A 1,726-nucleotide genomic window follows, 5' to 3' on the forward strand; every position below is an offset into this window, starting at 1 on the left:
AGTGTTAGCCAGAGGCAAGGGTGTCGCGGGTGACCGCGAATCTGAAGGAAGCCCGAGGCAAAATGCTGGCCTGACGAACAGGAAGCGGATAGAGGCGGTGTAGCGGGGTAAGAAGGCCAATATCTTCAAAGCCCAATACTTGCACGGAGCGCTGCGACGTAGATCCGACGGGCATAAGCAGGAAGGTCGCGCGAATTACCCTGGGAGATCTGTACGTTCGCCACTGTGCTACCGGGCGTCGAGAGGCGACGGGATGAGCGTGCAGAAGTCAGCCGAAGCCGTAGTAAGTGACGAGTAACCGCGTCACCAAGGGCTGAACAGGTTATGCCGCCAGTAGGCGTCAGAGTCTCGTCGAATGTTGAAACGCAGAATATTCTCCCAGAGAAAACTGTTACCCCAAGTCCCGGACGGTATCCGAGGATGACGGCTGACAGGGCGAAAACATCGGCGGCGTCTGTGGCGTGGACGAACGCGGAGCCGGACACGCTGATGGAGCGGGTGCTCGCACCCGCCAACCTCAAGCGTGCGTATCAGCGCGTAGTCAGCAACAAGGGCGCGCCGGGTGCCGATGGCATGACGGTCGACCAGTTGGCAGGCTACGTGAAACAGTACTGGCCTATTCTCAAGACTCGGCTGCTGGCTGGCGAATATCACCCGCAAGGTGTACGTGCCGTTGAAATCCCCAAACCCAAAGGCGGGACAAGACAGCTGGGCATCCCCAGCGTCGTGGATCGTCTGATCCAACAAGCTCTGCTGCAACAGCTCACGCCGATTTTCGACCCTCTGTTCTCGGATTACAGCTACGGTTTTCGTCCGGGCAGAAGCGCCCACCAAGCCATTGAAACCGCTCGCGGCCATGTAGCAGCGGGACACCGCTGGTGCGTGGAGCTTGATCTGGAGAAATTCTTTGATCGAGTCAACCACGATGTCCTTATGGCCTACGTGGCACGTCAAATCGAAGACAAGCGTGTGCTCACGTTGATTCGTCGTTACCTCGAAGCGGGAACGATGTCGGGCGGACTCGTCAGCCGACGGCAGGAAGGGACGCCACAAGGCGGCCCGCTCTCGCCGTTGCTGTCGAACATCTTGCTTGACAAACTCGACTGCGAACTGGAGCAGCGAGACCATCGCTTCGTGCGCTATGCAGACGACGCCAACATTTATGTGCGCAGTCGGTGTGCTGGCAAGCGAGTGTTAGCTGGAGTTGAGCGCTTCCTGAATCAGCGCCTAAAACTGACGCTGAATCGGGAAAAGAGCCGCGTGGCAAGGCCTTGGGTCTGTGATTACTTGGGTTATGGGATGAGCTGGCATAAACAGCCGAAGCTGAAAGTGGCAACGATGAGCCTGAATCGCTTGCGCGACCGGCTCAGAGAGCTGCTGCGCGGAGCGCGGGGTCACAAGATGGCGAATGTCATCGAGCGGATCAGCCCGGTGCTACGTGGTTGGGCAGGTTACTTCAAGCTTAGCCAGAGCAAACGACCCCTTGAGGAGCTGGATGGCTGGATGCGCCGTAAGCTTCGCTGCGTTATATGGCGCCAATGGAAACAGCCCTCAACGAGGGCACGTAACCTGATGCGTCTGGGGCTTAGCGAAGCGCGCGCCTGCAAATCAGCCTTCAATGGACGAGGTCCATGGTGGAATTCGGGAGCGTCACATATGAATCAGGCCCTACCGAAGAAGTTGTGGGATAGCCTCGGATTGGTCTCGATACTGGATACGATAAACC

At 57.9% G+C, this 1,726-nt stretch carries 1 protein-coding gene; it reads left to right on the plus strand.

Annotation, left to right across the window (positions count from 1 at the left end; translation table 11 throughout):
- Positions 1-324 precede the first annotated feature (324 nt).
- On the plus strand, positions 325-1,726 hold a 1,402-nt coding region (gene ltrA, locus L9059_RS30525; RefSeq protein WP_247296846.1), incomplete at its 3' end, for a group II intron reverse transcriptase/maturase.

The sequence above is a fragment of the Pseudomonas violetae genome (genome assembly GCF_023072615.1).
GTDB classification, from domain to species: domain Bacteria; phylum Pseudomonadota; class Gammaproteobacteria; order Pseudomonadales; family Pseudomonadaceae; genus Aquipseudomonas; species Aquipseudomonas violetae.